29 protein-coding genes are annotated in these 26,608 nt (G+C 44.3%); 24 read left to right on the top strand and 5 right to left on the bottom strand.

Annotation, left to right across the window (positions count from 1 at the left end):
• The first annotated feature begins 54 nt into the window (after positions 1-54).
• On the top strand, positions 55-1,287 hold the full coding sequence (locus HF974_11655) for a histidine--tRNA ligase (protein ID MBC2698963.1): 1,233 nt from the start codon (positions 55-57) through the stop codon (positions 1,285-1,287).
• 1 nt (position 1,288) lies between these two features.
• On the opposite strand, the gene HF974_11650 is transcribed toward HF974_11655, so the two are convergent.
• Positions 1,289-1,987 (bottom strand): phosphoribosylformimino-5-aminoimidazole carboxamide ribotide isomerase, encoded by a 699-nt coding sequence (locus HF974_11650; protein ID MBC2698962.1) that lies wholly within the window; start codon positions 1,985-1,987, stop codon positions 1,289-1,291.
• A 203-nt stretch (positions 1,988-2,190) separates the two neighbouring features.
• Here HF974_11650 and HF974_11645 point away from each other — a divergent pair, with 203 nt between their 5' ends.
• Positions 2,191-2,892, top strand: coding sequence for a (5-formylfuran-3-yl)methyl phosphate synthase (locus HF974_11645; protein ID MBC2698961.1), 702 nt, complete (start codon positions 2,191-2,193; stop codon positions 2,890-2,892).
• A gap of 45 nt (positions 2,893-2,937) precedes the next feature.
• Here the strand turns inward: HF974_11645 and HF974_11640 are convergent, their stop codons facing one another.
• Positions 2,938-4,746, bottom strand: coding sequence for an aldehyde ferredoxin oxidoreductase family protein (locus HF974_11640; GenBank protein MBC2698960.1), 1,809 nt, complete (start codon positions 4,744-4,746; stop codon positions 2,938-2,940).
• A gap of 164 nt (positions 4,747-4,910) precedes the next feature.
• On the opposite strand from HF974_11640, the gene HF974_11635 reads away from it, so the two are divergent.
• The gene (locus HF974_11635) at positions 4,911-8,312 is read left to right on the top strand and encodes a S8 family serine peptidase (protein ID MBC2698959.1); all 3,402 of its coding nucleotides are present in this window, start codon (positions 4,911-4,913) and stop codon (positions 8,310-8,312) included.
• Positions 8,313-8,391: 79 nt separating this feature from the next.
• Here HF974_11635 and HF974_11630 read toward each other — a convergent pair whose 3' ends face one another.
• From HF974_11630 to HF974_11620, 3 genes are all read right to left on the bottom strand, one after another.
• Entirely contained in the window at positions 8,392-9,678 is a 1,287-nt protein-coding gene (locus HF974_11630; GenBank protein MBC2698958.1) for a hypothetical protein, read from the bottom strand.
• A gap of 74 nt (positions 9,679-9,752) precedes the next feature.
• Positions 9,753-11,057 carry a TrpB-like pyridoxal phosphate-dependent enzyme gene (locus HF974_11625; GenBank protein MBC2698957.1) on the bottom strand — a complete coding sequence of 435 codons (1,305 nt, stop codon included), beginning with the start codon at positions 11,055-11,057 and terminating at the stop codon, positions 9,753-9,755.
• 522 nt (positions 11,058-11,579) lie between these two features.
• Positions 11,580-12,290: a hypothetical protein gene (locus HF974_11620; GenBank protein MBC2698956.1), complete on the bottom strand. Its 711-nt coding sequence runs from the start codon at positions 12,288-12,290 to the stop codon at positions 11,580-11,582.
• 145 nt (positions 12,291-12,435) lie between these two features.
• Here HF974_11620 and HF974_11615 point away from each other — a divergent pair, with 145 nt between their 5' ends.
• The 21 genes from HF974_11615 to HF974_11515 all read left to right on the top strand — a co-directional run bounded on the left by HF974_11615 (position 12,436) and on the right by HF974_11515 (position 26,602).
• On the top strand, positions 12,436-12,759 hold the full coding sequence (locus HF974_11615; protein ID MBC2698955.1) for a cupin domain-containing protein: 324 nt from the start codon (positions 12,436-12,438) through the stop codon (positions 12,757-12,759).
• Between the two features lie 16 nt (positions 12,760-12,775).
• Positions 12,776-13,402, top strand: a complete 627-nt coding sequence (locus HF974_11610) for a hypothetical protein (protein MBC2698954.1) — start codon at positions 12,776-12,778, stop codon at positions 13,400-13,402.
• Positions 13,403-13,551: 149 nt separating this feature from the next.
• Positions 13,552-14,160 carry a hypothetical protein gene (locus HF974_11605; GenBank protein ID MBC2698953.1) on the top strand — a complete coding sequence of 203 codons (609 nt, stop codon included), beginning with the start codon at positions 13,552-13,554 and terminating at the stop codon, positions 14,158-14,160.
• Between the two features lie 41 nt (positions 14,161-14,201).
• Positions 14,202-14,609, top strand: a complete 408-nt coding sequence (locus tag HF974_11600) for a hypothetical protein (protein MBC2698952.1) — start codon at positions 14,202-14,204, stop codon at positions 14,607-14,609.
• On the top strand, positions 14,602-16,347 hold the full coding sequence (locus HF974_11595; protein MBC2698951.1) for a DUF4332 domain-containing protein: 1,746 nt from the start codon (positions 14,602-14,604) through the stop codon (positions 16,345-16,347). Before HF974_11600 ends, HF974_11595 begins: the two co-directional genes overlap by 8 nt.
• A 12-nt stretch (positions 16,348-16,359) precedes the next feature.
• Positions 16,360-16,602, top strand: a complete 243-nt coding sequence (locus HF974_11590) for a hypothetical protein (protein ID MBC2698950.1) — start codon at positions 16,360-16,362, stop codon at positions 16,600-16,602.
• Positions 16,603-16,654: 52 nt separating this feature from the next.
• Entirely contained in the window at positions 16,655-17,932 is a 1,278-nt protein-coding gene (locus HF974_11585; GenBank protein ID MBC2698949.1) for a 3-isopropylmalate dehydratase large subunit, read from the top strand.
• A 369-nt stretch (positions 17,933-18,301) separates the two neighbouring features.
• Positions 18,302-18,598: a hypothetical protein gene (locus HF974_11580; protein ID MBC2698948.1), complete on the top strand. Its 297-nt coding sequence runs from the start codon at positions 18,302-18,304 to the stop codon at positions 18,596-18,598.
• Positions 18,599-18,642: 44 nt separating this feature from the next.
• Positions 18,643-19,371, top strand: coding sequence for a hypothetical protein (locus HF974_11575; GenBank protein ID MBC2698947.1), 729 nt, complete (start codon positions 18,643-18,645; stop codon positions 19,369-19,371).
• Between the two features lie 291 nt (positions 19,372-19,662).
• Entirely contained in the window at positions 19,663-19,959 is a 297-nt protein-coding gene (locus HF974_11570) for a hypothetical protein (GenBank protein ID MBC2698946.1), read from the top strand.
• A gap of 84 nt (positions 19,960-20,043) precedes the next feature.
• Complete coding sequence (locus HF974_11565) at positions 20,044-20,391, top strand: hypothetical protein (protein MBC2698945.1); 348 nt, start codon at positions 20,044-20,046, stop codon at positions 20,389-20,391.
• An 86-nt stretch (positions 20,392-20,477) separates the two neighbouring features.
• On the top strand, positions 20,478-20,669 hold the full coding sequence (locus HF974_11560) for a hypothetical protein (GenBank protein MBC2698944.1): 192 nt from the start codon (positions 20,478-20,480) through the stop codon (positions 20,667-20,669).
• A 223-nt stretch (positions 20,670-20,892) separates the two neighbouring features.
• Complete coding sequence (locus HF974_11555) at positions 20,893-21,063, top strand: hypothetical protein (protein ID MBC2698943.1); 171 nt, start codon at positions 20,893-20,895, stop codon at positions 21,061-21,063.
• 45 nt (positions 21,064-21,108) lie between these two features.
• Positions 21,109-21,399 (top strand): lipoate--protein ligase family protein, encoded by a 291-nt coding sequence (locus tag HF974_11550; protein ID MBC2698942.1) that lies wholly within the window; start codon positions 21,109-21,111, stop codon positions 21,397-21,399.
• Positions 21,400-21,420: 21 nt separating this feature from the next.
• A complete protein-coding gene (locus tag HF974_11545) occupies positions 21,421-22,395 on the top strand; it encodes a radical SAM protein (GenBank protein MBC2698941.1) in 975 nt (324 codons plus the stop codon).
• Between the two features lie 58 nt (positions 22,396-22,453).
• On the top strand, positions 22,454-22,741 hold the full coding sequence (locus HF974_11540) for a hypothetical protein (GenBank protein ID MBC2698940.1): 288 nt from the start codon (positions 22,454-22,456) through the stop codon (positions 22,739-22,741).
• A complete protein-coding gene (locus tag HF974_11535; protein ID MBC2698939.1) occupies positions 22,728-22,997 on the top strand; it encodes a hypothetical protein in 270 nt (89 codons plus the stop codon). The genes HF974_11540 and HF974_11535 overlap by 14 nt, the downstream gene beginning before the upstream one ends.
• Complete coding sequence (locus HF974_11530; protein ID MBC2698938.1) at positions 22,966-23,355, top strand: type II toxin-antitoxin system PemK/MazF family toxin; 390 nt, start codon at positions 22,966-22,968, stop codon at positions 23,353-23,355. Before HF974_11535 ends, HF974_11530 begins: the two co-directional genes overlap by 32 nt.
• A 198-nt stretch (positions 23,356-23,553) precedes the next feature.
• Complete coding sequence (locus HF974_11525) at positions 23,554-24,552, top strand: radical SAM protein (protein MBC2698937.1); 999 nt, start codon at positions 23,554-23,556, stop codon at positions 24,550-24,552.
• A 173-nt stretch (positions 24,553-24,725) separates the two neighbouring features.
• A complete protein-coding gene (locus tag HF974_11520; protein MBC2698936.1) occupies positions 24,726-25,694 on the top strand; it encodes a radical SAM protein in 969 nt (322 codons plus the stop codon).
• A gap of 11 nt (positions 25,695-25,705) precedes the next feature.
• Positions 25,706-26,602 (top strand): M23 family metallopeptidase, encoded by an 897-nt coding sequence (locus tag HF974_11515; protein ID MBC2698935.1) that lies wholly within the window; start codon positions 25,706-25,708, stop codon positions 26,600-26,602.
• The last annotated feature ends 6 nt before the right edge of the window (positions 26,603-26,608 follow it).

Raw genomic sequence — 26,608 nt, 5'->3', positions numbered from 1 at the left:
AAAACCTATTTCACATAACATCCTAATCACCCCACATACAACGGAGACCCACACATGAAGATCAACAAACCCAGAGGGACCAGGGACTTCCTCCCAGAAGATACCCGCAAACGCAGATACATCGAAAACAAACTCCGCCAAACCGCCAAACGATGGGGCTACAACGAAATAAAGACCCCAACCTTCGAGCACATCGAACTATTCACACTAAAATCCGGCGAAGGTATCCTGGGTGAAATATACAACTTCAAGGACAAAGGCGACCGCGAAATAGCCCTGCGCCCCGAACTCACAGCCCCCGTCATTCGGCTCTACGTCAGCGAACTTACGCGCGCACCCCGCCCAATCAAACTCTACTACTTCGACAACTGCTTCAGGTACGAGCGTCCCCAGAAAGGCAGGTTCAGGGAATTCTGGCAGTTCGGCACCGAGGTCATAGGCAGCCCCAGGCCCGAAGCCGACGCCGAGGTCATAGCCCTGGCCTGCCGGATGCTCCACGAGGCAGGCGTGGACGGCGAACTACATGTCGGACATCTGGGTATAATCAGAACCCTGTTTACGGGGCTGGACACCGACACCCAGGGGCAGATAATGCGCCTCGTAGACAAGAAGGACGACAAGGGCCTGGAGGACTACCTGGAAGAGATCGATGCAGATATCGGGATGAGGGAAAAACTCTTCGAACTCATAGGACTCACCGGCAGCAGTGCAGTAGATGAAGCAAAAGCACTTCTGGGCGACATAGAAGAACTGGAAACATTCCAGACCCTGCTGGAGCTGCTGGACACCCACGGCCTTGACTACACTGTTAACTTTGGCATTGCCAGGGGCCTGGACTATTATACAGGCATGGTCTTTGAGATATACAGCAGCGGCCTTGGGGCTCAGAACCAGGTCTGCGGCGGCGGGTCGTACAGGCTTGCCCACCTGTTCGGCGGAAAAGAAGTGGAATCCACAGGTTTTGCGCTCGGGTTTGACAGGGTAATGGAAGTATGCACGACAGAGCCCCCTGCTGAAGATCGGGCTGTTGTGGTCTGCTTTGACGAGACCCGAAAAGAAGGTATACACATCGCCGACTCCCTGCGTGAACACATAATTGTAGACGTGGACGTTATGGGTAGAAGTTTTAGTGCCCAGTTAAAATTTGCCAATACTGTCAGGGCCAGGTGGGCCGTGATAGTCGGCGAGGATGAAGTGGCACAGGGTAAGGTGGCGCTGAAAGATATGGAATCAGGCAAGCAGGAACTACTGGATCCAGACGAACTTATTCTCCGCTTAAAAGCCTGACCTACCGGATCATATCCAGGGGCAGCGCACCGTTATGCACCGCAGTCGCCACCAGCACACCTGCCAGGCCAATATCCTTCAGGTGGCTGATATCATCCGTATTCCTTATACCACCGCCCAGTAGTATGTTATGGTTCGAATGATCCACAACCTGCTTCAGGAACTCTGTATTAATACCGCTTGATGTCCCTACTTTGCTCAGTTCAAGTATGACCAGGTCATTAATATCATATCCATTCAGCATCTTGATCAGGTCGATGGGCGGAATATTAAAGGCCGGTTCATTTGTTAGGATGTTGCCGTCCTTGAAATCAATGCTCAGGTTTATTGACCTGGGGTAGAAGTTTGATGCACTTTCCACCAACTCAAAGGTTGCAGTTTCTGTTCCCAGGATTACGGAGCCTGCCATCTCCTGACCCAGGTGTACATCATCCATAGTGGATGCTCCAAGGTCAAGCATTAAACTGGTCTTCCAGCCCAATTGCTCGATGACCTCATCATTATTTCCATTACCCTCCAGCCGGTTCAGGTCTGCTATATAGAGCTCCCTGGGTGAAAGATCATCCACGATCTGCAGGGGGTCTGAAGATTCACAGACTTTACTGAAATTATGTACAGGGCCGTATTTTTCCCGTTCCCCTTTTACGGCATGCACTACCTTTCCGTTTAAAATATCCAGTACAAATATTATTCTAAACATGGAATCTTGGTAAAAATGTTAAAACCGGTTATTCTTATAACTTTTCTTATCAGTCAATATGGCTATTCATATTATTAATATTAAAGTCTTATGAATTGAATGAAAGATAATTGACCACACTGGCAGAATACTGATTGAACGATATAGCAACATATATATTACGATAGGGTAGTATTTGTCTCACGAATCAGAGGTATAAGGATATGAAATTACTGGTAAGTCCTATCAATCTAGAGGAAGCTAAGGCTGCTTACAACGGTGGAGCAGACATCATAGATGTCAAGAACCCAAAAGAGGGGAGTCTTGGTGCAAATTTCCCGTGGGTCATTCGTTCAGTCAAAGAAGCAATGGGCCCTAAGACCCCGGTCAGTGCAACTATCGGGGATATGAACTACAAACCCGGAACAGCATCCCTTGCATCCTTGGGTGCTGCTGTATCCGGTGCTGACTATGTGAAAGTGGGATTGTTTGATATCCAGACCACTGAGCAGGCCATTGATATGGTAGAGCATGTGGTGAAATCTGTAAAGGATTATGACCCTAGTAAGAAGGTCGTTATTTCAGGCTATGCTGACTATAAACGTATAAACTCCATCCCGTTACGTGAACTGCCTTCTGTTTGTGCAGATTACGGCGCAGATGTGGCAATGATGGATACGGGTATAAAGGACGGTCGTTCAACATTCGAGTTCATGACCAATGAGGAACTATCGCAATTCGTGGAATCTGCCCATGACCTGGGACTTGTTACTGCCATTGCAGGTAACATAAAGTTTGAGGATATAGAGGCAATAAACCAGATAGGTCCTGATATTATCGGGATAAGGGGATGTGTGTGTGGCGGCGACCGCAACTCTACTATCCAGCAGAAACTGGTGGAAGAGTTGAGATCTATGATGGTGTGATCCGGTTCACTTAATCGGTTCACTCAATCAGTTTACAAAATTAGTTCACTTGATCCCAAGTTCTATTAGTAGCTGTTCGGGCACAATTCCATCACTGGTGAAACCCGACGCATAATAGAATTCATCCAGCATAGCATCCAGTTCCAGGTCTGTTACCGGATTGCTGCTGCTTTTCATTACCCTGTCAGGCAAGGTGTCTTGATCCCTGCCAAATCCTTCCCTGTTGTTAAAAGCACGGGTAAGTACTGCCACTCTCCTGCCTACTCTATCGAATTCGTCATGGTCCATATCAAATCCGGTCGAGGCAGTATATAGTTCTAATAGCTCATCCAATCCGGCAGCGTATGTAAAGAACTTGCAGATTCCTATAGAATCATAGATAGCGTTGCGCTGCTGCCCGTCCCAGACCATCTTACCTTTTCCGGTCGTGGCCATTGGGTCCAGTTGTCCCCCCCTGCCAAGCACTTCCTTTCCGTAGGTCCATGGACGCAGGTGGCAGGCACCCCTGTCTGATACGGCATAGGCCAGTGCCTGGCCCTTTGCGGTTTGGGGCAGGTATGCAGGTATCTCCAGGCCCTTGACGTTCATAGCGAAATCTTCTGTACCCTGCCCTATTCTTTCAGAGGCATCCCTTGTGCCGTTTGCAGCAAATGCCAGTGCCCCTTTACCTGACCCCATCATGTGGATGGTTTCTATCAGCGCATCGACACTGCCGAAGGTAAGTTTTAGCCCGTTTGTTTCCTCCTTACTGATCAGCCCTCGTTCATAACATTCCATTAAAAAGGCGATAGTGCTGCCCGTGCTAATGCTATCCAGTCCGTATGTGTCGCACAGGTGTTCAGCAGCCGTGACCGCCGCCGGGTCATCGATACCGCAGTTAGAACCCAGCAAGGTAATGGACTCGAACTCTGGCCCGTCGTGTGTCAATCCGCGATATTGCCCCTCCTGCACCACTGCCAGGTGGCTGCACTGTATGGCACAGCCCGGGCAGGGCCGACGTCTGCTGCCGCCATCCCACAATTTCTCTTTTATGGCAAAACCGTCCAGGTGCTCTGATAGTTTGTCATCCCGCCCTGATGTATAATTGCGATTACTCCAGCCATCGGTTTCATTTACTATCTCCACAAGTTCTGAAGTACCCATCTTCCTGAGGTTTTCCACGCCTGTACTTGTCCTGACCTTCTTGTTGATCTTTTTCCTTATGGCTCTGAATGCTTCAGGGTCTGCGGGTTCAAATTTCCCGTGCCCGGACACCACTACGGCCTTCAAGTGCTTGCTGCCCATGACTGCACCCAGTCCACCACGGGCAGCTGTGCGGTTCTCTGCAAATATGACTGCCAGTTTTGCCATTCGCTCGCCTGCGGTCCCGATGGTCATCACCCTGGCCTCACGGTCAGTAGAATGGCGTTTTTTCAAGACGGCCTGATTTGAGAACGTATCCACACCCCACAGGTCGGAAGCATCCAGTATCTCCACTTTATCATCCACAATGTTGATGTATACCGGGGAGTCGGCCTGTCCACTGATGATGATACCCATATACCCGGCACGGCGCAGTTCAGTGCCCCACCAGCCGTTGCAGTGGCTGTCGTTCCAGGTGCCTGTGAGCGGGCTTTTGGCACAGACTGAGAAGTTGACGCAGTTGGTGGCGGGTGCGCCGGTCAGGGGCCCGTTCATGATGGCAAGCAGGTTGTCAGGGGTCAGGGGGGCGCAGCCGGGCGGGTTCTCGTGGTAAAGGTAGTGGGCTGCCAGGCCCTTGCCGCCCATGAACTTGCGGAGGAGGGGGGCAGGTATATTTTCACATTTGACTTTTTTGTTAGATAGATCAATTCTTATTATAGTGGGAGAAATCATAAGCATCCTTTTTTTTAAACTTTGGAATATATATTTATTAAACATTCTACAAAACTATGATAATATCAACCGCAAGTATTATAAATTGTTATACATAATTCAGAATATATATTAATGGGAGATAAAATTAAATTTTGCATCAGAATCATTACTTGGTGGTATAAATGAAAATTATAAAGAAAACACTTGTGGTATTAATCTTATGTTCTTTTATTGTGGGAACAATACCTATATCGGTATTAGCAAAGCAAGACAGACTTGATAACAACATTTTAGAACATACTGAGCCAGATATTCCTGAAGGTGTTGAATATGCTACAGATCAAATCATCGTCGAATTCAAAAAAGGAACAAGTGATGCGACAATATCTATGATAAACTCAAAAAACAATGTCGTATCATCAGAAAAGATCATAAAGAAAAAACCAAAATCAGTTGAAAACGAGAAGACAAAGATTCTCAAAAAACACGGTCTTGACATGATTTATATCTTAAAATTACCCAAGCAGACAGATATTAATAAAATAATCAACAGTTACAAGAAGAATTCGAATGTGGAATATGCAGAACTAAATTACATAGTTCAAATTGATGCAGTACCAAATGATCCATATTTTTCATCTCTGTGGGGCTTGCAAAACACAAATGACGCAGATATAGATGCATCTGAAGCATGGGACATCGAAACGGGAAATTCCAATGAAGTAGTGATTGCAGTAATTGACACAGGCGTGGACTATAACCACGAGGATTTGGCTGCGAATATGTGGTTAAATGAACACGAATTAAATGGTGTTGTCGGTGTTGACGACGAAGGAAATGGTTATATTGACGATATAAAAGGCTGGGACTTTTTCAGCGACGACAATGATCCTTACGATGAGAATGGTCATGGAACGCATTGTTCTGGAACAATAGCTGCTAAGGGAAACAATGTCAAGGGCGTTGTTGGAGTAAGCTGGAATGCAAAGATTATGCCATTAAGATTCTTAAGCCCGGAGGGGGGCTACACATCTGATGCTGTACTTGCAATCAATTATGCAATTGATAATGATGCACACATAATGAGCAACAGCTGGGGTGGTGGAGGTTTTTCCCAAGCTCTGGAAGATGCTATCTCTGCTGCTAATGACGCAGGAATACTGTTCGTTGCTGCAGCTGGAAATGGAGGAGATGACCTGATTGGAGACAATAATGATGTAATCCCTTATTACCCATCAAGCTACGATGTCCCAAATGTAATCTCTGTGGCAGCAACAGATAGTTCCGACAATCTGGCATATTTCTCAGACTATGGATTAATTTCAGTTGACCTTAGCGCTCCTGGCGTCAGCATTTTTTCAACAGAGCCCGAAAACAGCTATGGCTATAAAAGCGGAACTTCTATGGCAACCCCACATGTAGCAGGTGCAGCAGCTTTGATTAAAGCTCAATATCCAGAAATTTCAAGCGATGGGATAAAAGCACGGTTACTTGGTTCAGTAGATTCAATTACATCCTTGTCTGGAATAACTGTGACTGGAGGAAGACTGAATGCTTATAATGCCTTAAAACTTGATAACACTGCCCCCTCTACCATCTCTTCCCTGACAGCTGCTAGTCCTACTTCAAGTACGATTACATTAGATTGGATCGCTCCAGGTGATGATGGGATTAGTGGAACTGCGAAATTATATGATGTCAGATATTCCACATCTAATATAGAAACAGATGCAGACTGGGAAGCAGCAACTCAAGCAACTGGTGAGCCAAAACCACAATCTTCGGGATCTGCCGAGACTTACACAGTTACCGGATTGTCATATAATACAAATTATTACTTTGCTGTTAAAGCGATTGATAATGTTGGCAATCCCTCATTATTATCAAATGTTATTTCTGAAAACACAGAGGATCTAATAATAATATTTTATGATGATATGGAACATGGAACAAATGGATGGACACATTCAGGATCCGGTGATAACTGGGAATTAGGTCCTCCAACATCAGGTCCAAACAGTGCTTATTCTGAGCCAAATACATGGGCCACCAATCTTGATGGAAACTATGATATAAATTACATGAATGCCCGATTAGTATCGCCGCCAGTTGATCTTAGTGGAATTATATCAACACAGTTGACATTCATGCATTATTATTTTACAGAGAGTTACTATGATGGTGGTATCGTTGAAATATCAACTGATGGTGGTAGTTCATGGGTTCAGATAACGCCTGTTGGCGGATACCCGGAAGATGCATTATCTTCTTACAATCCGCTCGGTCAAGTGCCTGCATATAGCAGTAATTATGGTTACGGATGGCATCAACAGGTTTTCGATCTCTCTGATTATAATGGATACAGTAACGTAAGAGTTGGTTTCAGTTTCGGAACTGATTATTCTGTAAATTCTTACCCTGGTTGGTATATTGATGATGTAACTGTGTTGGGTGATTCGGGAGAGTCAAATAGTCCACCTATAGCAAACGCAGGTGGCCCGTACTCTGGTACTGAAGATACTGCAATATCATTTGATGGGTCCGGTTCTTCTGATACTGATGGAAGTATTGTCTCTTATAACTGGAACTTTGGGGACACAAATACAGGAACAGGAGTGAGTCCCAAACATACCTATGCTCAGAACGGATCATATACAGTAACACTAACGGTCACAGATAATGATGGAGCAACGGATACCAGCACAACTATGGCAACCATAGGAGATATCGATCCAGTTGCAGATTTTACAGCTACACCTACCTCAGGACCAGAACCATTAACTGTCTCTTTCAGTGATACTTCCACATCATATGACGGCATTACTGCATGGGAATGGGATTTCGAGAATGACACTGTAATAGATGACACAACCCCGAACCCGAGCCATATGTATTCTATTGATGGCGTGTATACAGTGACCCTGACTGTTTATGAGGCCGATGGTGATAGTCAGACCGATACCAAGACCGACTTTATTGTTGTATCAAATCTTAACCAGCCACCGACATCAGATCCGAATGGACCTTACACAGGTACGGAAGGATTGGCAATTACCTTTAACGGGTCAGGTTCATCTGATCCCGACGGCAGTATTGTCTCTTATGACTGGAACTTTGGGGACACCAATACAGGAACCAGAGTAAATCCCACCCATACCTATGCTCAGAACGGGACTTACACAGTCACGTTGATGGTCACAGATGAAGATGGGGCCACTGATACAAGTACAACAACAGCAACTATTACCGAGGCAACTTCATTAGAAATGCATGTCCATAGCATCAACATGTCGACGAAAACTCGTGGAAAAAAAACAAAAGCTATAGCTACAGCTACAGTAACAATTCTTGATGCTTATAATAATAAAGTAGTGGGAGCAACAGTATCAGGTCATTGGGATGGCCTAACAAGTGACAGTGATGTTAGAATCACTGACATAAATGGAGCTGTTTCTTTAAAATCTAACAAGGTCAAGCGTGCAAGTGGAACCTTTACTTTTATTGTTGATGATGTTACACATTCAGTTTTCACCTACAATGCCTCAGCCAACGTTGAAGATCAAGGCTCTATAACTGTACCATAAAAAACACATAGGAATCAGAAATTACTAAACCAGGCGTCCATTCCGGGCGCTACACATCTTTTTTTTCAAGTCCTGACGATCAATATCCCACTTCAATATCCTTCCCAAAAATCTCACTCAGATCAGAATCCAATCCCGACTTCAATTCCTCAACTTCCTTCTTCAGCCTTGCAACTTCCCTCTTCTCAGCATCCAGCTTCTGCCCGGTAGAATCCATCACATTCCGGCACTCAGAAATCCTATCTTCAACCTGTGTTTTCTCCCTGTAAACAGTAAGTCCCTCTAACTCCACCCGCACCCCGGTAAGTTTAGAAGAATATCCCTCCCTTTGACTTTTAAGCCTTGACAGGACATCAGTTCCAACCAACCTATCGATCTGCTCAAGCGTCTTGTTCATCTTCTGCTGCTTAAGACCCAGACTCCCATCCTCAACCCTGGTCTTCATTTCAACCAGAAAACCAGTAAGGTCAATATCAAGCGCAGACACCGGCTCATCTTTCAGTATCTTCAGGACCTTCCTGCTATCAGCAGACATAATATGCCGCCCGCTCCCATCCTGTTTCTCCATCCTGGAAAGAGCCTTGGACAATGGAGCAAACAAACCCACCAGATTCGAATCAACCTCAGATATCTGACCCTTAAGGGTTCGGGCCTGCTCTTCCAGTTCCCGTGCCCTGGTAAACTCATCACCAGCCTCTATCTCTTCCAGCCTCGCCTCTCCAGAACCCAGTTCAGCCTTCAATGTCTCGTACTTGCCAGTGAGCTCATTGATGTTCTTCTGCCCTGCCGGAATCTGCTGCTGCATCTGCCTGATTAGTTCAATATCCCCGGGCAGCTTATCATATGCCTCCAGTTCATCCTTTACCTCATTGATAGGAGCAACAAGCTCATCCAGCAGGACATCCAGGTGCTTCAGCCCGCCCCAGATATCCTTATATTCCTCAGGAAAAAGCGCCTTGACATACTGCTGGCTCCTAACAGCGTTCTCAAGACAAGTATTCAATACAGATTTAGCATCCAGGTGGAATTGGTATGCTTCAGACGGGTCCGTATCCTCAGGGATTGCAGTCTTCTCTATAATAACATCCAGGTTCTTTACAAGATTATCCCGGTTAGATGCACCAGCCTTGGCTAAGCGCTTATACACCTTCTCACCAAAAGACGCATCCACCAGGCGATCTTTTGCTTCAGATAGGTCTTCAAGGGCATTACTGATCTCAGTATACTTATGCCCGATATGTGCCCCAAGCTCAGCAAATGTACTCTCGCCCTCCTTTTCCAGCCAAGCCGCAAGCTCATTGGACTTAAGAGTCAGTTTGGAAGGTGCTACTTCCTTTTTCCCGAAAATCTTCTTAATGAATTTCAAATATATTCAGGCTAAAAGGGTATTCAAAAATTAAAAAGTTATGGGAAGGATACCAGTCAGGCATCCGTCTCATATTATTCGTTTGTCATTTCACCACTGAAATAAGTGTCGTATGCAGCCATATCGAAATGACCGTGACCGCTAAAGTTGAACAGGATGCTCTTTTCCTCGCCAGTCTTCTTGCACTCAAGGGCCATATCAATAGCACACTTGATAGCATGGGCCGATTCCGGTGCAGGTACAATACCCTCCGTTCTGGCAAAGGTCACAGCAGCATCAAATATATCGGTCTGGTGGTATGCAACAGCCCTCATTATACCATCCGCATACAGCTGGCTAATGATCGGGGACTCACCATGGTATCTCAGCCCGCCTGAATGTATTGGAGGCGGCACAAAATCATGTCCCAGTGTATACATCTTAAGCAGGGGTGTCATCTCTGCCGTATCCCCGAAATCATACCTGAAATCTCCTCCTGTCAGGCTGGGACAAGCCGTTGGTTCAACAGCCACAATGTCAATGTCCCTGTTATCCTTCATCTTATCGCGAACGAATGGGTAGCTGATACCTGAAAAGTTACTACCTCCACCCACGCAGCCAATAATAACATCCGGATAATCATCCACCATATCCATTTGCAGTTTCGCTTCCAGGCCGATCACTGTCTGGTGCAGCATAACGTGGTTCAACACGCTACCCAGTGCATACTTGGTATTGTCATGGGTTGCGGCATCTTCCACAGCCTCGCTGATGGCAATCCCAAGACTGCCTGAAGTATCAGGATGTTTTTCAAGGATAGATCTGCCAGCCTGTGTCTCGATACTGGGTGAGGGTATGACATTAGCACCCCACAGGTTTATTAGGGATTTACGGTAGGGTTTCTGGTAAAAACTTGATTTGACCATATATACCTTACATTCAAGGTCAAATAAAGAGCAAGCGAAAGACAGGGCACTGCCCCACTGTCCAGCTCCGGTTTCGGTGGAAAGGCGTTCTACACCCTCTTTCATATTAAAATATGCCTGGGCGATAGCTGTATTGGGCTTATGGCTGCCTGGCGGGCTTACTCCTTCATTCTTATAATATATCCTGGCAGGCGTCTTGAGGGCAGCTTCCAGGCGGTGTGCCCTGTATATGGGAGAAGGTCTCCACAGGCGGTAAATATCCCTTACCTCTTCCGGGATGTCGATGAACCTGTCCTGGCTCATTTCCTGTTTAATGAGACTCATTGGGAATATGGGTGAAAGGTCGTCCGGCCCGATAGGCTCGTTGGTCGCAGGGTTCAGTGGCGGTTCAAGGGGAGTCTGAAGGTCTGGCAGTATGTTGTACCATTGATTAGGAAGCTCGTTTTCGTCAAGTATGATTTTTGTTTTTTCCATGTTAAATCACAGCCATTTCGAATAATAGATTTGAATATTTTGGCACTGTTTTAAAATACAGTTATTTTGGCATTTGTCGCATACTCATATTATCTGGACTTATGCCGATACAAATCGAAATCGGTGCAAATCACTGTTAATTGATGCTTTATAATAACTGGAAATTATATTGTGCTATATATTTGTAATAACATTATATTAATAATAGTATATTAATGTAACTTTTTATAATCTCACCTACTTTTATATATAGATTGAAACTTTAGGAATGTACATGTAGATACGCTTTAATCATTATGATTGGAGCACTTATGATTGGAGCACTTTTACTCAATTTGGAAAACCAATATAGGAATATTTTACACTCCCTTTTTTTCCACAAAATTACAAGAAAAACCTCCCATCACCCGGATTTACCTGAGTACGTAATCTTAAAGATCTATACAGTAAGAAAATGTATACTAATTCGGAAGCAAGGGTTTTATGAAGTACTAATTTTTTATTTTCCTGGTTTAGCCACCATTAACCCACACAATAAGTAACCATCTTACGGTCCTGCTTCAAATCCTCTGGGTCGTCCTCCACGTCTACATGTGGCACCCCGTACTCATCGTTCATCTCTGCCACAATTGTCTCAAAATCCGACCCTGCCATCAATTCCCTCAACAGTACCACAACGGGCCCGATAATAATATAATTGCAGAACCACTGATGCAGTATCAGGTCCACCCCTTCATACCCCACATACTCCCGGAACAGGTCCCTGTAATACATCTCACTCTTGCAGCAATCAAGGTAATACAACTGGTATGATTTCCTGTCCGGATGACTGAATCCTTCCTTCATGGCATCGGTAAAGCAGTTCACATCATCGCTCAGGCTCAAGTGTTTCCCGTATCCTGCATGGCTTTTAAGATATACCATGTCCTCATACGCCAGTGATTCCCGCCAGAGTTCCTGCAGATCCCCTGAATAACTCCGGCCATGGACCAGTCGTATTCGTGCCCTGATACTGTTACCATTATAGTTAAACACAGTTTCAAAGGTATCCATCCCGACCTTGTGTCCGGTAAGTTCAAAACCGTTTTTCTTAAGTTTGAGCCTGGCCCCCTGGAAGACACTATAATCATAAAAAGCACCGAAAGGGTCAGGTCCTATCAGGAGAGTGGCGTTGAATTTGCCGTCACCAAACATCACATCATATCTGGGGGCAGTACGGGCAGTTTTTTTCATTTCGTGGCATTTTGTCTATTTTTTACAAATATAACATTAACGTTCAATGAAAAACTGGAGTGTTATCCTGATAAAAACCCTCCTGACTTCAGGATAATATTATAATTAAGAAGGTATTGATTGTTTAAGAAACGGAGAATTGTAGATGGATATACAGGTCATTGATTTTGAAAAGGAAGTAAGCAAACTGGAATCGCCCCGCTGCCCCCATGATATGGTGTTCATTGACGACTCGCTGCTTCGCGCCGTGCTTTGTGAGGGTAAAGGCAAATGGTACGTCCACGATTACGACGAGTTCTTCCTTCACCAGAAGGGAGAAGTTGTCATTGAATCAGACAATTCTACCATTGAGCTGAAATCCGGCACTGGTATACTGGTGCCTGCCGGAGTGCGGCACAGGACCAACTCAGAAAAACCGGCCGTGTTCCTTGTATTCAGGCACAAGCAGACTGCCTGCATGCTGGCGTAGGGCAGGATGGAGGGGCATGGGCTACCTAAAAAAACTTGAAGACATTAATCTTCCCATAGTCCTGCTCCTGGCCCAGCTGGTTACATATCCCTTTACCATCGGCATCAGGAACCATGAGGATCCGGTTGGCAATGTTATCAGTGCCCTGCTCATCATAATTCCTGTATTTGCCATGCTGGGCCTTATCCTGAGGCTATTCTTCAAAAGGATACATACGGGTAAAAATATGGTGATTTTTCTTGACCACAGGGGAGTCAAGCTCAAAGAGATTCCAGGTCTTATCGGCATCATGATACCTATGTCGTTCGTAATGCTCCTCGTACTGCTTTACGGCATTATCATATTCATCTATTTTTTCTTTATTACCATACCAATGTACCTCATCTTCAGGTTCGCTAAGAAAAAGGGCATGAGGAGTCTGCTGAAATGGCTGTTCAGACTGGAGGCAAAGGTATGCATCAGGCTTAAGCGGTACGAACGTGTGGGATATGTGCTGCCGTTTGTTTTCGGCACCCTGTTCTCGCTGGTACTGACACAAGGGCATGTGGCGCTGGGAGTGCTGTACCTGCTGATACTGTTGCAGTTCTCCTTTGTAGTGGCACTGTATAATGTAATCGGGCAGCAGGAAGTTATTGCCGTGTAAAGAATTTAATCAGTATTTTGCCTGATCGAACGCTGTTATAAAATTATCACAAGTTCTAACAAATAATCAAATCAATCAAAAGATATAAGTATTTAAAAATCTATAATTATTACACAAATTAACTAAGTTGTTTTAAGGAGAGTTAAAGAATGGTTTCAGTTGGACAAGAATTATTAAACGTTCCCTTTGGTGAAATGATAAGAGAAATGGCCCTCGCTATTGCAGAGGGACAGATGGCCCTTGATATGAACTCAGTAAAAGTCGCGCAGGCACTCGCAGACACGGAACTGGAAGTAGGAAGCGTGGTGATGTACATTGAAGAAACTGTTGATGACGACGGCAATGTCACAGCAACTGATGTGGTTACTAATGATGCGCCCATGTCATTGCTCACCTATGGTCTTGAACCCAGGTTCTATGAATTTACTGAATCTATCATTGAGGTAAAGATGGCTATCTCAATGAAAAGGGAAATGTCGACTGAGAAAAAATACGGAAGGGAATTCAATTTAACGAACACAAGTAAAGTAAGCGGTAAGATTAGTACTGGTGGTTTGACCAGTTTTCTGTTCGGTAAAGCATCTACAAAATTTGAAAATACCACAACTGTGGCATATTCATCAACCTACGATGCAAAATACAATTCCAAGTATTCATTCAAAGAATCGGGCACAAGCCTGCTGCGTACCACATTAAAGCCTGTACCCCCCCCATCCAGAGTAATACCCACAGTAAAAGTAATCGAAGCATCCGCATAACAGTTATCTCCTCCCCATTTATTTTTTTTGGAGATACAATCATGGCCAATAGTAATACAAAGATAATCTCGGAAGTATTGGTAAATCCATTATCCAGGATAATCACAGAAGTCGGGAAATCCATTTCCGAAACACAACAGGCAATGGATAGAAATTCCATTGACACCCAGCTTGCTATTGATAACGATGAGATTTTGAGCCAATATGACATCCAGGCTACATGGCATCATATTCCTGAGGTAGAACTTGAACTCAAAATGGCACTCACAATGAAATATAAAGAGGAAAAGGATTCAAAGGGAGTAGTTCGTGGTTATCGGTCTAAATTACATGCAGCACCATTGAATGCATCATATAAAAGCTATCATGAATATGATGTGGAAGGGGCAAGTACTGTAAAAGCCAAATTTGTTTCAATCCCGCCTTCCAGCCAAATTGTGAATGAATAGATACAGGTACGGTAAGGATGATATGACTTTCATTACTAATCTTCGACAAAACCTGGAAAACCTACGGGCTGCAAAGGAAATTGATGAGACAAGTCTCATCGAAGTCCGCAATACCATTGATAATGTGGAAGTTGAGCTGCAAAACAAGGATACACTGATAAACGAGCTGAGAAATAATAACAATACTATCATATCTGAGAAAATCGTGCTCGAACAGGAGAACATTGTCCGGTCGAACCAAATTGCCGGATTGTTAGAGGAAAAAGCAAACCTCGAAAATAATATCCGGATACTCCAGCAAGAGCGAGCACAGATTCCATCGAGAAATCTGGTAACCACGTTCAGGCAATCCCTGGACAGCATGGCCGGAAAACTTACTGAACCAGAGTCAAAAGCAAACTACATTATCAGCAGCATGAATGTGAAACTAAGGACAAACCTTTCCTTAGAAGATAATGAACTCCAGTTCCAGCTGCCTAAGCCGGATGATATCATCCCTCCTGAAAATCTCAGCACGATTGAATTCACAATAAGATCAACACCTAAAGAACCTGATCTTTCTGAATATATTGAAGTACCAGACCTCACAGGAATGACCCTGGAAGAGGCAGAGTATGCAATAACTGATGCTGGTTTCAAACCGGGTACGACCAGTGAGAAGAATAGTAATTCACCTCAAGGTACGGTCATTGACCAGATGCCCTCAGCTTGCTCATTAGCAATGCCCGGGGCTGCCATTGACATAACTGTCTCGAAGATCATTTATGTGGAAATGCCAAATATCGTGGGGCTTGATATTGACAGTGGAGAAGAGGTTCTTATAAACAGCCAGCTTGAAGTGGGAGAAATTACAGAGCAATCATCAAAATCCACATCAGGAACCATTCTAATCCAAAGTATTGAGGCAGGAACAACCACATTGATTGGTACACATGTTGACATTATAATAGCAGCGAGAGAAACTGTAGAGGTTCCCGGACTTATCGGTAAAAAGCTGGATATGGCAAAATACCTGATACGTTCAGCAAAACTGAAACCTGGGAATATCGTAAAGCAGGTCAGTACTGAAAAAGCAGATGCGGTACTTGAACAGGACCCGTCAGCAGGTACAGCGGTTCTGGAAGGTGAATGTGTGGATCTGGTAATCTCTATTATTGAAGCCCTTAAAGTTCCGGATGTCACTGGAAAGCTCATCAATGAAGCCAGGACCATACTGGAAAACAAGGAATTGAGAATAGGAAGGATCATTAAACGCACAAGTACCCTGGGTACAGGTACTGTCCTGGACCAGAATCCAAAGGCTGGTACAGAGGTTGATGCAGGAATGCCATTGGACCTGGTAGTGGCAAACCAGGATATTGAAATGATCGAAGGTATCGGACCTGAAAGAGGTTCAAAACTGAAGGACATAGGCATCAATACCATCAAAGACCTGGCTGTTGCAGATACTGAAACTGTGGGTGAACTGGTTGGCAAAAGTACTGCAACGAAATTCATTTCCATGGCAAAACTCATTGACAGCGCTTCACAACTTGGCAGTTTGGGGATTGACAGGCAATCAGCCGAACTCCTGGTAAAGGCGGCTGGGATATATTCTGTTGATTCGCTGAAGAATGCAAAAGCCGGTGACCTGTACAATTTATGCAAAGAGGCGATTGCTTCAGGTAAAGTAGAGGTTCCCGTGGATTATTCCCTTAAACAGGATGCAGTGAATCGATGGGTTGAACTGGCACAATAGGATACATAAACCATGGTTTTTGAAACCTATTTGATCAGCCTTAATGATAGTATTTCTCCTACTGAAGTGGAACATATTCTTAAAACACTTACAAGTTTAGGCGGGAATGTCAATATGGTTGTGAAACGTAGTATCATTGCCAGTTTCGATAGTGCCCATGTGGATATCATCAAGAAAAAACCAGGCGTCAAACTGGTAGGCGGCATTAATTTCAAGGGACGAAAGGTAAGGAAGATCGTGAAAAGAGAGTCATGATCAACCGTGCTGCAATAATTTTATTATATTTCCGCCCCTATATATTCATCCTATGACTACTGATAATCTCACTATTACAGAAAAGATCTTTTCAAAAGCTTCAGGCAGGCCAGTCAGGGCCGGCGAATTTGTTATGGCAGACATTGACTGCGCTATGACCCACGATATCACCGGACCTCTGGCTGTGCAGGGTTTCAAGGAGATCATGAAGGACAAAGCCGAGCCAAAGGTCTGGGACCCTGACAAGATCGTGATCCTGTTCGACCACCAGGTACCTGCCGATTCGCTGAATGCGGCAGAGAACCATATCATGCTTAGAAAGTTCGCATCCGAACAGGGCATCACCAACTATGACGTCTTTGAGGGTGTGTGCCACCAGGTTGTGCCGGAAAAGGGCTGGGCCAAACCCGGTGACCTTGTGGTGGGCAGTGACAGTCATACCTGTGCTTACGGCTCGCTGGGAGCATTTTCCACAGGCATAGGAAGTACGGACATGGCTGCGGTTTTCGCTACAGGCAAGCTGTGGTTCAAGGTGCCGCAGACCATCAGGTTCGAGGTGAACGGACGTCTGCCTGATAAGGTGTACAGCAAGGATATCATCCTGCACCTGATAGGGGATGTGGGTGCCGATGGTGCTATGTATATGGCGGCAGAGTATGGCGGCAAGGCAATAATGAGCCTGGATATCAGCCAGCGCATGACCATCAGCAACATGGCAATTGAGATGGGCGGCAAGGCTGGTATTATCGAGCCAGACGCTACTACTGAAGATTACCTGAAAGAACGCATTCCCGGCTTCACTCTTGACTCCAACTGGAAGAGCGATGAGGGGTGCGGATATGCCGAGTTCCGTGAATATGACATCTCAGACCTGCCGCCCCAGGTGGCATGTCCCCATAATGTGGACAATGTGAAATCTGTGGAGGAAGTGGAGGGCACCCATATCGACCAGGTACTTCTGGGTTCCTGCACCAATGGCAGGTTCGAGGATATCAAGATCGCAGCCGACATCATGGGTGATGAGCCTGTGGCAAAAGGTGTGCGGCTGCTGGTCATCCCGGCGTCCCGCACCGAGTATATGAAGGTGCTGCGTGCTGGACTGGTCGAGCAGTTCATGGAGGCTGGCGCAATTGTTGAGAGTCCCTGCTGCGGACCCTGTATGGGCGGCAGTTTCGGGCTGCTGGGTGACGGCGAGGTAGGGCTTGCCACGTCTAACCGTAATTTCCAGGGCAGGCAGGGCAGTGCCAAAGCTTTTGTGTATCTTTCTTCTCCGGCCACTGCAGCGGCGTCTGCACTTACGGGCGAGATTACTGACCCGAGAAAGGGGTGACTGGGTGCTGGTGGTTTCATAGTTAGGGGGAAATTATGAAAATCTGTATTAACGGACGAAATGGAAAAACGGGCGGCAGGTATTTTGTACAGGCATACGGTAGTTAAGTCAAGGGTATAGTGACTGCAGGATGGAGGATTTCTGTTTAGATAATTGTAAAAGATTAAATTGAGTATATACCTATTATTATAGGCAATAAATAATTAAAATATTCAATAGCATTAACTATTTTTATAAAATATTTGAGAGCCGATAAATATTTACGGCATTAGCTTCATAATAGATTATAGGCTATGAAATTTTATGTAATTCAATATCTATGCATTATATTTTATAATTTCGTTATGCCTATAATTTGGAGAAATATAAATGAGTAGAATAAACGGATACACTCAAGAATGGAATAAGGTGTTAAAGCATCTAATGAGAATGTCTGATTTCCCAATATGGATTGAAGATGAAAAAAATTGGAAAACACCAGGAATGAGGGCGATGAAAGCTTATGTTGAGACTTTAGAAGGAAAGCGACTTCCTATAAAATGGGTTTGGAAAGAAATATTAGGTCCATTTGGAATAATACAGCAAGATTTATCAACTTCTCAAATAGAACTTTTTTTTAAGAATATTGGCTTTAGTACTGGAAGTTACGGAAGAAGTAGTAAATAGAAATCAGAAAAATCAAGCAACTCAGAATTAATAAATTTAATGATATGAAAAAGTCATATAAAAAAAAGCATTTTGGAATTGAAAATATGCCACCGAAACAGAGTGAAATTTTTGATACAATGAAACAATGTATATATGAAATTGAATGTTGTTTTATTAAAGATCCTTTTAAATATTTTAATGAAAAAGACATTCATTTTAAGCTTCAAGAATGTTTAAAGAAAAAAAATCCCAAAGGTCCCATCCATATCCGCCGAGAATATCCTGTTCAAGTAAAGGGGGATGAATATGGAGACGGACAAGAGAAGAAAAATAAAACTGCATACATTGATCTAGCTATTACGATGTTGAATGGAAATCAAGAGGAGCCTATATTTGGACTAGAGATGTTTCTTGGTAAGTTTATCGATGAAGGGCTTATGAACCTCAATTCACGAGAATATTTTCTAAATAGGAGCACCCAACAAGCAAAAACGGCAGTAAAGCATTTAGAAAAAGACTTATGGAAACTAAAAAAAGCAGTGCCAAATAAGTATTTCCTACTTTACTTTATTGTTCATTCATTCTATAGAAAAACATCTGGATACCGAAATGAACGGATTAAGAGAATTTCAGAAATAACAAATAAGCTTCGCAAAAATAAAAACATCGATCAGAATCGTCTTGTGATAATTGAGGTTATTTTCGAGAAGGGTGAAAGAACAAATAGAATTGATCTTGGATTGAATGATATTGGACCACCTGAATCTTTCAATGATGTTAAATTCCAATAAATTATTATAATTTATGAGAATCTGCTCGGATGCCCGGGACAAAGCGAAGCGGAAGTCCAAGGTCGTTGACTTTAGATGGTAGATTCATGCTCTGAAAGGTTATGAGAAGCCAAAATAACAATCTTCAAATTGAAATTCAGGGGCCTTTGGACAAAATTATTTTTGGATCCAATACGTTGCGGCTTTTTTTGACAGATTTATCGCAAAAAACTACCGCTATGTGTCGGCATTTTTGTCCCAAGTCCAAATTCAGGCGCATTTTTAAATACTAAAAACTACCTTTTTTGTACGATGCTTAAGGGCGAATCGTACAATATAGTACATCTGGATACTGAAGAAAAGAAGCAAATCCGGGAGCTCATAAAAAAATTAGCATCTGAAGAACGCATCGGTATTGATGAACATATCTATAAAAACAACAGGGCATATGATAGATGGGATATAAACCCTTTTCAGTTATTTGAGTTTATAAAGCAGATTTTGATAAATCCCGAGATAAAAAGAAAAGAACTGCATGATACTGAATATTTTCCAACAAGATACCTATGCGAATCGGAATTTAATGAGCATATCTATCATGTATTATAGGCATCGAAAAGTCAGATCAAGGTCTTATTGTTGTGATAACTTTGCTCAATCGAAAGAAAAAACGTACATTACGGAAGTGAAAATATGGAAAATAATGACGAGTTTGAGGAAGTATACGAAGATGTTGTAATAGAGAACTATGGCATTCCTATAGTTTTTACAGACGTTCTTGTAAGAAAGCACAAAAGTACGGGAAGAAATATATACTTCAATCATCCGGATTCCATACACAAAATAGAGAAAGGACTAAAATCAGTGCTTGGCATTGCACCCAGAGGGCATGTTTCATACAAAAGAAAAATAAGCGAGAATGGACAAGTACTACTGTTACGGCTCCCAAAGGAGCTTCGAGAGTCGTATCATATTGAAAAGGGTACGCAGGCTTCAATAACTCCGATCGGTGCAAAAAAAGCTATTATAGAGTTTGAATGATCATCAAATTGCGCCTGAATTGAAACGTTCAAAACTGCACATACGGTTCACTTGGTGCTTTTTCCACAGGAAGGCTGTGGTTCAAGGTGAACAGGCGCCTGCCTGATAAGGTGTACAGTAAGGATCTCATCCTGCACCTGATCGGGGATGTGGGTTCCTGTACCAATGGCAGGTTCGAGGATCTCAAGATATTAGCTGACATCATGGGTGATGAGCCCGTGGCAAAAGGCGTGCAGCTGCCAGCAATTCCCGTTTTGTTTCCAACCGCATTTTTTTGATCTTACTTATTGAATTTTTAGTCTTGCATTAAGTATGCAGAAAGTATAAAATGTTTTAAATACATATCAATGAATTAATATATTTTGAATTTTGCGAGGAAAATCACCGGAAATGCTATATCCACCAGTAGATGGGGGGTCAAAATCAAATTCATCATCACATAATGTTTCTTAAAATGCACATTGTCAAATTATTTATCAAGAAAATCGTGTGAAAGGGATTTTGAAACGCGGATTTGAGGATGCGCTCGGGGTAGAGGCGCGGCGCAGTGTGCTGACGGGGGCGGAGATCGAACTGCCGCAGCGTTTGAATGAAAAGCACAGGAGCAGGGACTTGATCTACAGGATGGAGGATAAGAGGCGGAGGCAGAGAAACAAACCGCAAGTACATTAAAATAGCATAACCATAATTGAACTACAACAACTCCGGAGGCACACCATGAGCTACGAAGGATACAAAGAGGGCAGACACAAATCCAAAGGCGGTCTCATCCGCGCATTCGTCAAGTTAGAAGGCAACCAAATCGAAGACATCGCATTTTCAGGAGACTTCTTCCTTTTTCCCGAAACCGCAATCGAACAGATCGCACAATCCTTAAAAGGTGCCAACGCCACTTCTGATTCCGTACTCTTTGCCGTGCGCTCGGTCTATGAATCCGAAGGTATAACAGCACCCGGGACTGCTCCCGAAGACTTCACGACATCCATCATGCAGGCAGTCGAATCGTAAGAACAGCGGCAGCATCCGGATATGAGCAGCCTGAACCCTGACATTGATACGCTTGACCCTGCTATCCAGAAGCGTATGCGTAAATCTAAACAGCAGTCCCTTGTAAAGTCAGGTAGTAAACTCAACATCTTCATCACATCGAACAACTTTCCTTCCATATCACTCACAGGCAGCAGGTGCCAGTTGAACTGCAAGCACTGCGGCGGCAGGCTGCTCTCCCGCCTGATCCCTGTGGGTCCGCCTGAAAGGCTAGAGCAGATTGCACGCAGTCTTGCAAACAACGGTGCCAAAGGTATGCTCATAACAGGCGGGTGCGACACAAAAGGAAAAGTCCCCACAGCGGCTGCGGCCCAATACATCAAAAGTATCAAGCAGCAGACCGACCTGATCGTGATCGCTCACACCGGATTCATTACACCTGACGAAGCGCGCGCTTTAAAGGACAGCGGTCTTGACGGCATCGCATTCGATGTGGTCGGGAATGCCGGTACTGTGCGGCGGGTGTACGGCCTGGACGTTACCGAGGATGACTACTTAAAAAGCCTTCAGGCTATTTCCGATGCCGGGATCAATATCTTCCCGCATGTGTGCGTGGGTCTTGATTTTGGTAAGATGTGCGGGGAACTTCGTGCGCTGGAACTCATCCGGCACATCAAAGCGACCACGGTCGTAATAACAGGACTCATGTCGGTTGCAGGCACAGCAATGTCATCGGTTAAACCCGACCCGTACGACTTTGCAGAGGTCTTCTGCCGGGCCTGCGAACTGTTCCCTGATATCCCGATAACACTCGGCTGCGCCCATTCGAGCGGGCGCGACCGCGAACTGATAGAACGGATTGCACTTGAGAGCGGTGTTTTTAATGTTGCACTTCCCACGCGCAGCTTTGTCAAATATGCACATGCAGAAGGGTACGGGATCGAGTATTTCGGCACCTGCTGCGGTGTCCTGCCGCAGGATTCGACCCGCATAGATGGGGATTTACATTTGAAATGACAGTTTCCTGCTTGAATTTCATATAATTTTATATAACTTAATAACAAAACAAACTAGAATGGCAAAAGCTGAAAAGGTCTTAATTGAAAACAAATTGTTAAATTCAATATTTAAAAAAGAATTTCTTGAGAGAATTTCCAAATTTGAGACAAAAATTTTTCCGATAGCCGTTGTATTTATTAACGAAATAAAAATTGATGGTGAAAAAAAAGGAATTCCAATTATATTATCGCACCACACCAGTGAAGAAATCAAAAAACAACAATTACACATTGAATCCCAAAACAGCGATATAATGGAATTTTTCATAAAGTTCATGGAGGAGGATTTTGATGAGTCTTGCTAAAACATTAAATCCAGAGACTTTATTTATCGATAATAGCAAAGTGGACAATGAGATATCTTATGAAGTTACGAAAGAATATAAAGTAACTGTAAAGATATCATTCGATAAAGAAGATATTATTCCATTTTTATTTTCTGAAATAACGAAATTAAAAGAGAAAGTAGAACATTTAGAAAACGAGAAATCACCAATCGCAGAGAACGCATTAATTAAATTTTGGGATAATGAATACGATAACCAGTGGAATGAATGTTAACCAAGGGGATATAATTCTAATTCCATTTCCTTTTTCAGATCTGTCACAAACGAAAAGAAGACCCAGTATAATTATTTCAAATCATGAATATAATTCAAATAATGAAGATGTAATTTGTTGTGCTATTACAAGCAATCCAAGAAATTATGATCAGAGTGTAAAGATTGTAAATGAAGATTTAGACAGCGGTAATTTGTATTATGAAAGCAGAGTAAAGCCAACAAAAATATTTACCTTAAATAAAAGAATGATAGTGAAAAAACTAGCACAATTAAATATTATTAAAAGTAAAGAAATTGTAAAAAATTTAACTAATTCTATTGAGATTAATGACCGTGTAGCCACAGATATAAACTAAACACTGAACATATGTCTTCATAATATGTTACCTTTTTTACTGTAAACCTCATGCCCCTTGAGATGCCCCGGATATGAACGTTAGCAAAATCCAGGCTTCGTGACATCTTACATCCATCTGCAGTCAAAAACTTTATAAAATATTTGAAAGTAAAATAATTTTTAATCAACCGATCATCAACCAATCCAGTGATCCATTATGCAAACCTCACCACTCACCAAAAAAGTACGCGCCTCCATTGGCACGCTCGGAGTGCTCGGTATAGAACTCGTGCTAATGGATGCGCCGCCTACAACCGCATATCTGCAGATATACACCGATAAGCGCTGTCAGGCAAACTGTCGCTTCTGCTCGCAGGCGGCGGGTGCTAATGGGGATATGAAACAGATCGCACGCGGACAGTACATCCCTTCAGACCTTGACGAAGTGGTGCGAAGGCTGGGGATTGCATACGAGCGCGGCTACCTCATGCGTGCGTGCATCCAGACCGCAATGTATGCTAAGATGTGGCAGGATACGACGTACCTCATCAGCCGCATTCGAAAAACAAGCCAGATCCCGATATCGCTATCCGTATTTCCGTTAAGTGATGAAAAATACGCTGCATTAAAGGGCATGGGAGTTGATGAACTGGTGGTCCCGCTGGATGCGTGCAGTCCTGAGCTGTTCAGTAGGATCAAAGGCAAAGAGGCAGATAGTATCTATAACTGGGATACCCACCTTGACGGTATCAGGCGCGCGGTTCGTATCTTTGGCAGGGGATCGGTTGGCACGCATCTTATCATCGGCATGGGAGAGAGTGCCAGGGATGCGCTCGGGGTAATAGATGTACTGCACGCTGATGGTGTTTATTCAGCACTGTTCGCATATACGCATCTGCCCGGAACCCGGAACGTGCCTGCAAACCTGAATGTCAATCACTACCGCACAGTGCAGTTAGGCGCATACTTGATCCGCAAGGGGTTGGCATCCTTTGAAGATATGACCTTCAGGGACGGGAAGGTGGTGGATTTCGGGATATCCCGTGCCAGGATATTGCACTATGTGGAGGTAGGGGATGCATTCAAGACAACAGGGTGCCCTGACTGCAACCGCCCGTATGCCACAGAGACGCACCATGAGACGTTCAATTTTCCAATGAATCCGGATGCGGATGAGATCAAGATGATAAAAGAGCAGCTTGGAATAGTGGAATAATGGTATCCACTTCAAATATAAGGTTAATTTAAAAATTATTAGACAGGATTAACAGGATCGACAGGATATACCGCAACGTCAACATCCTGTAAATCCTGTAAATCCGGTCAAAATACCATGCTTATTAAAATGGATACGAATAATGGAATTGTGAAATAGTGGAGAGACGACGAATGACAGCATCAGACGGCGGGGTGTACCTTGACCGTGTTCCGGAGAAAATAAAAGGTCTGGATATTAGCGAAGCAGCAAAAAAAGAGATGTTGAGATCCTTTAAGATCAGACTGGACTCATTTTCAAACACCATACTCTTTTTCAACGAGCCATTCACCCCGGTCTCAGTCACAGGCACCGACTGCGAATTGAACTGCAAACACTGCGAAAAACACTATCTTGAACACATGCTTGACGGCAGTGGCGGCAAGCTCCGTGCCGCAGTTGTAAATCTTGCAAAGAGGGGACGCAGCGGGGTCCTGCTCTCAGGCGGCAGCAAACTTGACGGCTCGGTTCCGACATACGAACTTTCAGATGAGATCAGGCAGATCAAGGATGACACTCATCTGAAAATGAGCGCCCACACTGGCATTATCACACAGGAGCAGGCAAGGTCCCTTGCCACATGGCTGGATATGGCACTGGTTGACTGCATCGGGAGCGATGCCGTAATCTCAGGGATACTGGGTTTGCCGAATACGGTAAGCGACTACGAGAACACGCTCAGGTTTCTTACCGATGCAGGGATACCCATCGCACCGCATATCATCGCAGGATTGAACAACGGGGCGCTTGACTGCGAGTTCAGGGCGATTGAGATGATCAAGAAATACGATCCGGATGTTGTCGTTATAGTGGTATTTATTCCCACAAAAAATACAGCTTGTGCAGATACACTGCCTCCTGCGCTTGAGGATGTTGTATCGGTGATCGCAAAGGCGAGGCAGGAATTCCCGCAAACACCCTTGTCCTTAAGCTGCGTGCGCCCTGGCGGGAGATACCGCTCCCGGCTCGATGAATGTGCGATATTGAGCGGGATCGACAGGATCGCAGTCCCGAGCCGGAGCGCGTATCAATTATGCGCTGAGATCGGGCTGGATATCCATGAGGTCGATAACATGTGTTGTTCCTATAATGTGGAGTTGTAAGAGGTGATTTAATGAAACTTGCAGCTTCATATCAAAACATCGAACTAATGGCGCCGGATGACGCTGCACTCTCGTTTTTCAAAAGCCCGTTTGCGGCACACGAGACAGGCAGCGCGGTAGACATCGCATACGGCGACTTCGGTTCGGCTGCGTACTCACCTGTTGACGGTGAGGTTGTGAATATCAGGGAATTCGATACTCCCACACCCTTCAAGGACCGCGATTTCAAGGAATACTTAACTGCGATTAGCTGCAAGGGGTTTATTGTAAAGATCATGCATGTGAAGCCGGATGTGGAAATAGGGGACCGCGTGCGCACAGGTGAAGAGTTTGGCACATTCATCAGAAGCGGTTACTACTATTTCTGGAACTTCCCTCACATGCATGTTGAAGTGCGCACGCCTGACGATTATGTGCGTGCGAGCAACAACATGCTGCTTGATGTGCCTGTTGGTGCGGTTAAAAAGGTTGGTTGTGGCATGGCTGAAGATGGTAATGTCTTTGGTTTTACAGGTGAAGTGGTGTTTTCCGATAGGCGATTTGCACTTATCGACTGCCCGGATCACAGTCGCAGCGGCGCTATCAATGGTTATGCTGTTGGCGGTTACCTGCTCGATGGATTCATCCCGACTGGTGAGCACGCCCTGCACAGGTTCGCTTTGATCGGTGAAAGCAGGACTGTGCCGCCGTTTGACACCTTTAAAAGCAGTGGGAACTGGCACATGGTACACTCATCCAGTGTGGATTTAAGGGTATCAGATGGAAAAAACCGCATGATAGATGCCGCCGGGGTATCGTTTATCTTATTTTTCGGTAAGCCTTTAATAAAATTAATTCCTACTCGGTATGGTGAATACCTGCCGCAGTGTGGTGAGACGCTTAGCATTCAAATCGAAACAAAAAAATGATGGTGT

The organism is ANME-2 cluster archaeon (assembly GCA_014237145.1).
In the GTDB taxonomy this organism is placed as follows: Archaea; Halobacteriota; Methanosarcinia; order Methanosarcinales; family Methanocomedenaceae; genus Methanocomedens_A.
Note: the sequence above shows the minus strand (reverse complement) of the source record. Positions and strands in the feature narration are given on the sequence as shown.

Bases quoted from the DNA above. Each gene is read 5' to 3' on its own strand.
- HF974_11655 (MBC2698963.1), top strand. From the start codon at position 55: ATGAAGATCAACAAACCCAGAGGGACCAGGGACTTCCTCCCAGAAGAT.
- HF974_11650 (MBC2698962.1), bottom strand. From the start codon at position 1,987: ATGTTTAGAATAATATTTGTACTGGATATTTTAAACGGAAAGGTAGTG.
- HF974_11645 (MBC2698961.1), top strand. From the start codon at position 2,191: ATGAAATTACTGGTAAGTCCTATCAATCTAGAGGAAGCTAAGGCTGCT.
- HF974_11640 (MBC2698960.1), bottom strand. From the start codon at position 4,746: ATGATTTCTCCCACTATAATAAGAATTGATCTATCTAACAAAAAAGTC.
- HF974_11635 (MBC2698959.1), top strand. From the start codon at position 4,911: ATGAAAATTATAAAGAAAACACTTGTGGTATTAATCTTATGTTCTTTT.
- HF974_11625 (MBC2698957.1), bottom strand. From the start codon at position 11,057: ATGGAAAAAACAAAAATCATACTTGACGAAAACGAGCTTCCTAATCAA.
- HF974_11620 (MBC2698956.1), bottom strand. From the start codon at position 12,290: ATGAAAAAAACTGCCCGTACTGCCCCCAGATATGATGTGATGTTTGGT.
- HF974_11615 (MBC2698955.1), top strand. From the start codon at position 12,436: ATGGATATACAGGTCATTGATTTTGAAAAGGAAGTAAGCAAACTGGAA.
- HF974_11610 (MBC2698954.1), top strand. From the start codon at position 12,776: ATGGGCTACCTAAAAAAACTTGAAGACATTAATCTTCCCATAGTCCTG.
- HF974_11605 (MBC2698953.1), top strand. From the start codon at position 13,552: ATGGTTTCAGTTGGACAAGAATTATTAAACGTTCCCTTTGGTGAAATG.
- HF974_11600 (MBC2698952.1), top strand. From the start codon at position 14,202: ATGGCCAATAGTAATACAAAGATAATCTCGGAAGTATTGGTAAATCCA.
- HF974_11595 (MBC2698951.1), top strand. From the start codon at position 14,602: ATGAATAGATACAGGTACGGTAAGGATGATATGACTTTCATTACTAAT.
- HF974_11590 (MBC2698950.1), top strand. From the start codon at position 16,360: ATGGTTTTTGAAACCTATTTGATCAGCCTTAATGATAGTATTTCTCCT.
- HF974_11585 (MBC2698949.1), top strand. From the start codon at position 16,655: ATGACTACTGATAATCTCACTATTACAGAAAAGATCTTTTCAAAAGCT.
- HF974_11580 (MBC2698948.1), top strand. From the start codon at position 18,302: ATGAGTAGAATAAACGGATACACTCAAGAATGGAATAAGGTGTTAAAG.
- HF974_11575 (MBC2698947.1), top strand. From the start codon at position 18,643: ATGAAAAAGTCATATAAAAAAAAGCATTTTGGAATTGAAAATATGCCA.
- HF974_11570 (MBC2698946.1), top strand. From the start codon at position 19,663: ATGCTTAAGGGCGAATCGTACAATATAGTACATCTGGATACTGAAGAA.
- HF974_11565 (MBC2698945.1), top strand. From the start codon at position 20,044: ATGGAAAATAATGACGAGTTTGAGGAAGTATACGAAGATGTTGTAATA.
- HF974_11550 (MBC2698942.1), top strand. From the start codon at position 21,109: ATGAGCTACGAAGGATACAAAGAGGGCAGACACAAATCCAAAGGCGGT.
- HF974_11545 (MBC2698941.1), top strand. From the start codon at position 21,421: ATGAGCAGCCTGAACCCTGACATTGATACGCTTGACCCTGCTATCCAG.
- HF974_11540 (MBC2698940.1), top strand. From the start codon at position 22,454: ATGGCAAAAGCTGAAAAGGTCTTAATTGAAAACAAATTGTTAAATTCA.
- HF974_11535 (MBC2698939.1), top strand. From the start codon at position 22,728: ATGAGTCTTGCTAAAACATTAAATCCAGAGACTTTATTTATCGATAAT.
- HF974_11530 (MBC2698938.1), top strand. From the start codon at position 22,966: ATGAATACGATAACCAGTGGAATGAATGTTAACCAAGGGGATATAATT.
- HF974_11525 (MBC2698937.1), top strand. From the start codon at position 23,554: ATGCAAACCTCACCACTCACCAAAAAAGTACGCGCCTCCATTGGCACG.
- HF974_11520 (MBC2698936.1), top strand. From the start codon at position 24,726: ATGACAGCATCAGACGGCGGGGTGTACCTTGACCGTGTTCCGGAGAAA.
- HF974_11515 (MBC2698935.1), top strand. From the start codon at position 25,706: ATGAAACTTGCAGCTTCATATCAAAACATCGAACTAATGGCGCCGGAT.